This window comes from Burkholderia sp. BCC1977, assembly GCF_905339595.1.
Classification (GTDB): Bacteria; Pseudomonadota; Gammaproteobacteria; order Burkholderiales; family Burkholderiaceae; genus Burkholderia.
The window spans coordinates 1-6,279 of the sequence record NZ_CAJPGQ010000090.1; the positions used below are offsets into that span (position 1 = coordinate 1).

Annotated in this window: 7 protein-coding genes; 3 read left to right on the forward strand and 4 right to left on the reverse strand. The window is 60.8% G+C overall.

What is annotated here, in order from left to right; genetic code table 11:
* The 3 genes from U5771_RS34415 to tnpB (U5771_RS34425) all read right to left on the reverse strand — a co-directional run.
* Positions 1 to 391 (reverse strand): adenylate kinase (locus U5771_RS34415; RefSeq protein ID WP_322028072.1); only part of this gene is annotated, 391 nt, incomplete at its 3' end.
* Between the two features lie 170 nt (positions 392 to 561).
* A complete protein-coding gene (gene tnpC / locus U5771_RS34420) occupies positions 562 to 2,133 on the reverse strand; it encodes an IS66 family transposase (protein ID WP_322028073.1) in 1,572 nt (523 codons plus the stop codon).
* Positions 2,134 to 2,183: 50 nt separating this feature from the next.
* The gene (tnpB, locus tag U5771_RS34425; RefSeq protein ID WP_322028074.1) at positions 2,184 to 2,591 is read right to left on the reverse strand and encodes an IS66 family insertion sequence element accessory protein TnpB; all 408 of its coding nucleotides are present in this window, start codon (positions 2,589 to 2,591) and stop codon (positions 2,184 to 2,186) included.
* Positions 2,592 to 2,964: 373 nt separating this feature from the next.
* On the opposite strand from tnpB (U5771_RS34425), the gene tnpA reads away from it, so the two are divergent.
* From tnpA to tnpC (U5771_RS34440), 3 genes are all read left to right on the forward strand, one after another.
* Positions 2,965 to 3,444: an IS66-like element accessory protein TnpA gene (gene tnpA / locus U5771_RS34430; RefSeq protein WP_322028075.1), complete on the forward strand. Its 480-nt coding sequence runs from the start codon at positions 2,965 to 2,967 to the stop codon at positions 3,442 to 3,444.
* Complete coding sequence (tnpB, locus tag U5771_RS34435) at positions 3,444 to 3,797, forward strand: IS66 family insertion sequence element accessory protein TnpB (RefSeq protein WP_322028076.1); 354 nt, start codon at positions 3,444 to 3,446, stop codon at positions 3,795 to 3,797. The genes tnpA and tnpB (U5771_RS34435) overlap by 1 nt, the downstream gene beginning before the upstream one ends.
* A gap of 120 nt (positions 3,798 to 3,917) precedes the next feature.
* The gene (gene tnpC / locus U5771_RS34440) at positions 3,918 to 5,501 is read left to right on the forward strand and encodes an IS66 family transposase (RefSeq protein WP_322028078.1); all 1,584 of its coding nucleotides are present in this window, start codon (positions 3,918 to 3,920) and stop codon (positions 5,499 to 5,501) included.
* A 91-nt stretch (positions 5,502 to 5,592) separates the two neighbouring features.
* Here the strand turns inward: tnpC (U5771_RS34440) and U5771_RS34445 are convergent.
* Positions 5,593 to 6,279, reverse strand: a 687-nt coding sequence (locus U5771_RS34445; protein ID WP_322028077.1) for a hypothetical protein, incomplete at its 5' end; no start/stop codon positions are given.

Below are 6,279 nucleotides of genomic sequence, written 5' to 3' on the forward strand. Positions count from 1 at the left end.
ATACGTCACCACGTGATCGCAGAATCCGCTTGTCTGCCCCGTAGTCGTCAAACAGTCTCTGGTGGCCAATGTATGAACTCGGTCCCTGGCGGCTTCGATACGTCGAAGCCCAATCCAACAATGCTTCGAATGAAGCCGCGTCTCCTCCACGACGGATACCGCGCTGGAGGATGTTCTCAACGCATTCTCCTTCGTCGAGACACAGCCAGATCAGTGCCGTAGAGTCGGTACGAATCTCATTGACCAGCGAGCCGTAAATTCCTTCAATCACCCAGCGCTCAGCTTTCGCGGCATCTCGCAGCAGCTGTACCGCCTCGTTGCGCTCGCGGGCAACGTTGTACCCGCCTGGAAGCCAATGAATCGAATCCAAATCTATACAGGGTGATTCCATTTGATTTGCAATTCGCTCGGCAAGCCAGCTTTTTCCCGAACCCGAATTCCCCACTATCAGCGTTCTAAGCAGATTTATACGGAGGCCCTTTCGTGGAGAGCAGTGGCTGCTCTCGGTGTATGCGCGCGGTGAGTATCGTAGTACAGCTTGTTCGCGCGGGAGATGGGATGCTATCGGATCGGTTCGACGCGAGCGGTCAACGGCAGAGACGTTGCCACGTTCCAAGGCATCAGTTCATCGATGCAGTTGACCGGATGATCAGCGATGCGTTCGAGCACGTAGGCAAGATATGCCTCGGGATCGAGGCCGTTCAAGCGCGCCGTGCCGATCAGGCTATACATCGCGGCTGCGCGTTCGCCACCGGAGTCGGCGCCGACGAACAAGTAATTTCGCCTGCCGAGGGCAACGCCGCGCAACGCTCGTTCGGCGATCAGGTTATCAATCTCCGCACGCCCGTCGCTGCAGTAGTAGATGAGCGCCGGCCAGCGATTCAGCGCGTACTGAATCGCCTTGGTCGTGTCGGATTTCGCTGAGAGTGTGGCGAGCCTCGCTTCGAACCACTGCTTCATGTCGTCGAGCAGCGGAACCGCTCGCGCCTGGCGCATGCTGTGCCGTTCGTTGGGTGGCTTGCCGCGGATCTGCTCTTCGATCTCGTAGAGCGCGCCGATCCGACGCAGCGCTTCCTCCGTCACCGCGTTGGGACGCACGGCATGCAGGTCATGGATCTTTCTGCGCGCGTGCGCCATACACGCGGCTTCCTGGATGGTGCCGCCGCGATACAGCTCGGCGTAGCCGGCGAACGCGTCGGCCTGCAGCACACCGGCGAAGTGAGCGAGATGCCGCTGCGGATGCTCGCCGCGGCGATCAGGTGTGTAGGCAAACCAGACCGCTGGCGCTTCGTTGGAACCACTCGGACGATCATCGCGCACGTAGACCCAGAGACGCCCGGTTTTCGTGCGGCCGTTACCCGGTGCCAATACCGGCAGCGGCGTGTCATCCGCGTGGACCTTGTTGCCGATCAGCGCGTAGCGGCGCACCGCGTCGACCAACGGTGCAAGCAAGCCCACGATGCTGCCCATCCAGTAGCCCATCGTGCCGGGATCGATCTCAACGCCGTCGCGTGCATATATGACTGCCTGGCGGTGCAGCGGGATGTGGTAAGCGAACTTCGACACGGCAATGTGCGCGAGCAGCGCTGGGCCCGGGGTGCCGCGATCGATCGGCCGACTCGGTGCCGCCGCTTGCAAGATGCGATCGCAGCACGTGCAGGCCAGTTTCGGACGGCGGTGACGGATCACGCGGAAGTGCGCCCGCACGTACTCGAGTTGTTCGGCGACGTCTTCGCCCAGCGGCTTAAGCCGCCCACCGCAATCGGGGCAGTCAGCGGCAGCGGGCAAGTGGATCCGCTCTTCGCGCTCAAGGTGATCGGGCAGCGGTTTGCGGCTCGCACCTTCGCGACGCGACCGTTTCGTTTCGTGAGCGGCCGCCACATCGGCGGCGCCTTCGTCGGCTTGCAGATCCTCCAGCCGCAATTCGAGCTGCTCGATCTGGCGATCCAGCTTCTCCGATTTCCGGCCGAACTGCATGCGGCGCAGTTTTGCGATCGTGAGCTTCAGGTGTTCGATCTCGAGCACCCGCGACGAGAGCTGCTGTCGCAACTCGGCAACTTGAGCGTCGCGCTCAAGCAGTAACGCCTTCAGCGCGTCGATGTCGTCCGGGAGTGTGCTCGAGATCGATTCCATGGGGCAGTTTACGACTGCCCGTGATCGCGGCACCATCGGTTAACAAAGGTTTACAAGGCGCTGCGTGGGCGCGCGGCTTCCACCGGCTGTCGCCAATCGAAGCCTTCGAGCAAGAGCGACAGTTGGGCGGTTGTCAGCGCGACCACGCCGCCATCAGCACGCGGCCATGCGAAACGCCCCTTCTCAAGACGCTTTGAGAGCAGGCAGAGACCGCCGTCGCACCACCATAAGCACTTCAGCAAGTCGCCGCGCTTGCCGCGAAACACGAACACATGCCCAGAGAACGGATATGCGTCGCGCCACATATCCGTTCTTATGTGGCGGATTGCAATATGTGGTGTAACTTGCAAACACCCCGGCTCCACCGGATCGTTAACAATTTGCCGCCACATAAGATTTGGATTCCACTCTCTCCGTGCCCGGGATTGTCCCTGGGCTGTCACGGAAGGAGTGATCATGCTAGATCTATATTTCAAGTACACCCGAGTAATTGCGCGATTTCGCAGCGGTGCGCTCGGCAATGAGATCGATCGCATTGCTGCCAGCCTATTCAACGCAGGGTACAAACGTGATTCCGCGAAGCTGTATCTGGCGCGCATCGCACGGTTCAGCACGTACGCAACCGAATGTGGCTGCTGCAGGTCGAAGTCGATCCCACCCCAGATCGTCGATCGCTATCTACAGGCAAGACCGACGACAGCGGCCCGCCGGGCCGCACACGCAGCGCTCTGTTTTGCAGCCAGATGGTAAGCGCGAAATTCTCCGCACCTAGCCGGCGCGGCTGAATCGATCCACGATTGCGTCCGCAGACTTGAATTGCGGACGCAAATGATGACCGACACTGACTTTGACTTTCTCCCTCTGCGAGTGACCCGGACGTGCGCGGATGGCAAGCATCGATACGATCCGGAGGACAAGCGTAAGTTGATCGAAGCCTGTCGCCAGCCGGGCGCGTCATTGGCTGGTCTGGCGCTGAAGGCTGGGGTCAATGCGAACCAGTTGCGCAAATGGGTACAGCTGCAAGAACGACGGGAGGTTGTCGGCGTTTCACATGATGCTATCGCGCAAGCACCGTCAGCCTTCGTGCCAGTCGTCTTGATCGACGAGTCACCTGCGTCGACTCTTGCGGAAACGGCACTGCCAGCCCCGCAGCCGTCGCTGCAACGAGAGCCGCCCCGTCCGTCGCCGCGAGCGGCGCCGCTGGCGCGCTTGTCGGCGACACTGCCTAACGGTGTCGTGCTCGAGCTCGAATGCTCTGGGCGAGACACCTCACTGGTCATGGCGATGATTGCCGCGCTGGGAGCGAGCTGATGTTCCGCTTCGACAACGACCTGCGGATTTACCTGCATCGCGAGCCGATCGACTTCCGGGCCGGACTGAATACGCTGGTGACGATGGTCGAACAGTCGATGCAGCTCGATCCGCTCGCACGAGCCGTCTTCGGATTCCACAACAGGAAACGGGATCGCGTAAAGCTGTTGCTCTATGACCGGGCCGGTTTCTGGCTGATGTTGAAACGGCTCGAGGTGGATCGTTTCGCCTGGCCCTGCCGTCAGCAGGCGGTGATCGAACTCACGGTCGACCAGCTCCACCTGCTGCTCGACGGCGTCGATATCGACGCACTGCGCCCGCATCCCGTACGACAGTACTGCTTCACGAGTTGAGGCGCGGTATCGCGAATGTTGTTGGTCAACAACGGCCGTCCCGGCTGTTACACATCTCCGTAAACCTGTGCGACGCCGCGCTTCGCTATCGTGAAGCGCATAAAAGCCGATCTCGCCCGATTGCCGCAGGCCGCCAAGGCCTACTTCCACGAACTCGAAACCGGTCTAGCCGAGCGCGATGCCAGGATCGACGAACTGACCAAGCGCCTGGATGCGCTGGAAGAGCAATATCGTCTCGCGCTGGCCCGGCAGTACGCGCCGAAGAGCGAGAAGCGCAAGGATCGCGTGTTCAATGAGGCCGAGCAGGCTGCCGACGCCGAGCCGGCCGACGAGGACGATAGTGACGTGCCTTCGCTGCCCGACACCGGGTTGCCAGAGCTCGACAAGCCCGAACCCGGCAAGCGAGGCCGCAAGCCGCTGCCTGCGGATCTGCCGCGCGAGCGCATCGAGTACGATCTGCCCGAAGACCAGAAGACTTGCCCGTGCTGCGGCAAGGCCCTGCATCGCATGGGCGAGGACGTCAGCGAGCAACTGCACATGGAGGTCAAGGTGTCGGTGCTGCAGCACGCGCGTGCCAAATATGCGTGCCGACATTGCGAACGTCACGGTGTGCATACGCCGATCGTGGTCGCGCCGATGCCGGCGCAACCCTTGCCGGGCAGTCATGCCAGTCCTTCGATGATCGCCGCCGTCACGGCAGGCAAGTACGTCGACGGCACGCCGCTGTATCGGATGGAGGATGTACTCGCGCGCTCGAACATTGCGGTCAGCCGCGGCACGCTGGCGAACTGGATCATCCGCCCGGCCGAGCTGCACTACACGCGGATTTATGATGCGCTCAAGCAGGTTCTGCGCAGCCAGTGGTTGATCCACGGCGATGAGACCACGGTCCAGGTGCTCAAGGAAAAGGATCGAAAGGCGCAGGACACGTCGTACATGTGGGTGTACAGGAGCGCGGTGGACAGCGAGCAGCCGGTCGTGCTGTTCGAGTATCAACCTGGGCGCGGTGGGGGGCATCCGCGTGCCTTCCTCGGCGACTACTCGGGCACGCTGATGACGGACGGCTGGCCCGCCTGGCGCACGATCAAGACGGCCACGCACCTCGGATGCCTCGCGCACGCGAGGAGGCTGTTTACGGACGCGCTCAAGGGCCAGAAGAACAAGCCGAGTCCCCGCATCGCGAAAGCCCTCGAGTTCTTCCAGGCGCTGTATCAGGTCGAGGCGCTGGCGAAGCAGGCTGTTCCCGAAGGCGAAATGCTGACCGATTACCGGTATCGACTGCGCCAGCAGCACAGCGTACCGCTGTTGACCGCCTTCAAGGCATGGCTCGATGAGCTGGCGCCGAAGATTCTGCCGCAGAGCCTGCTGGGCGAGGCGATTGGGTACTGCCGCCGACAGTGGCAGTATCTGATTCGCTACGTTGACGACGGACGTATGCCGCTCGATAACAACATCATCGAGCGCGACATCAGGCCGTTTGCCACTGCGAGAAAATCGTGGTTGTTCAGCGACACGGTCGCCGGCGCGAAGGTGAGCGCAGTGGTCTACAGCTTGATGCTTACATGCCGCGCATGCAACGTAGAACCCCATGCCTGGCTGTTGCACGTACTGACCGAATTGCCGCAGCGTGCCCCGAACGCTGACATCAGCGACTTGCTGCCGTTCAACTATGCGAAGCGGCAAACCGAGGCGCACGTGAGCTGACGCAGCGAGCGCGCTTCGACCATCGCGTCGACGCACATTACCGAGACCCCATCGCGAACATCGTCGGTCGACCTCGACCGTCACGATGGCGCTATGCTCGCCCGTCAGTTGCAAATGATTCTCCATTCGGTGTGCTGAATTTACCGCTTACTACAATCACGTCGCTACGTAGAGATCCCCATTCAGTTACGCCACCCGGACCAATCACTCCCATCGTGCTCTCGCGGCCTTTGATCGCATTGCAGAACGTATGCAGATCATAGAAGCAAATTCCCTGATCGGTCTGCCAAAAATCCAAATTCCATATGTTGTGCACCACGACCGGTCGAATCGTCTCAATCTGCTCCGAGGTTAGCCCGATACTCTCCATGAGAAATCGCGTGACCTTCGTATCATCGCGGGACAATCGTCGCAACTCACTTAATTGCTGAACCGCCTTGTCGAGTCCCTTCCTGCCACCTTTGCGCGGACGACGAAATCGTTCCAGCCAGTCTAAAAGACCTATTCTGAAGGGATTCTCGAGGTGCTTACATTGAACAGCGTAGACACGATTGATCCGCTCGTCGACGAGGAACACATCCACGTCGAGCGGCACGTTTTCAGTCGTCACATGTTGAAGGAGGGCTACCTCCACAACACGTACACCGCGGGTATTTGCGACACGAGTTACTAGGTAGCGCGCCATCTCGTGCCCCAACTCGGCATGCCAATTCTCACCTCGCTTTTGACGCGCAATGTGTTCCGCAATGCTCAGCAGGCCCGGCACCAACTGCAGTGG

Bases quoted from the DNA above. Each gene is read 5' to 3' on its own strand.
- tnpA (WP_322028075.1), top strand. From the start codon at position 2,965: ATGACCGACACTGACTTTGACTTTCTCCCTCTGCGAGTGACCCGGACG.
- tnpB (WP_322028076.1), top strand. From the start codon at position 3,444: ATGTTCCGCTTCGACAACGACCTGCGGATTTACCTGCATCGCGAGCCG.
- tnpB (WP_322028074.1), bottom strand. From the start codon at position 2,591: ATGATCACTCCTTCCGTGACAGCCCAGGGACAATCCCGGGCACGGAGA.
- tnpC (WP_322028073.1), bottom strand. From the start codon at position 2,133: ATGGAATCGATCTCGAGCACACTCCCGGACGACATCGACGCGCTGAAG.